Annotated in this window: 1 protein-coding gene; it reads left to right on the top strand. The window is 49.2% G+C overall.

Annotated elements, in window-relative coordinates:
• Window positions 1–34: 34 nt before the first annotated feature.
• The coding region (locus tag ABC138_RS17605) for a lipocalin/fatty-acid binding family protein (protein WP_345914478.1) at window positions 35–425 on the top strand (391 nt) is incomplete at its 3' end.

The following is a 425-nucleotide window of genomic DNA, read 5'->3' as shown; positions in this document are numbered from 1 at the left end:
GCTTCACAGCCGTCTCAGCCTCCAGCCCACCTTGGTGAAGGAGAATCCAAATCTTCTAGAAAACATGGCCTTCAATGGAACATGGCAGGTCTACTCCCAGGAGAACTACGAGGAGTTCCTCAGGGCCATGGAACTTCCAGCAGATGTCATAAAGATGGCCAAGGACATCAAACCAATTACTGAGATCAAGCAGAATGGCAATGACTTTGTTGTCACCTCCAAGACCCCTGGAAAGACTGTGACCAACTCCTTTACCATTGGCAAGGAGGCTGATATCACCACCATGGACGGCAAGAAGATCAAATGCACTGTCAATCTGGAGGGTGACAAAATGGTCTGCAACACTGGCAAGTTCTGCCACATCCAAGAGATCAAAGGAGGAGAGATGGTTGAGACTTTGACCATGGGCTCAACAACCCTCGTCA

This window comes from Janibacter sp. LM, from assembly GCF_039631275.1.
Lineage (GTDB): Bacteria > Actinomycetota > Actinomycetes > Actinomycetales > Dermatophilaceae > Janibacter > Janibacter terrae.
This window is presented reverse-complemented; position numbering and strand designations above follow the sequence as displayed.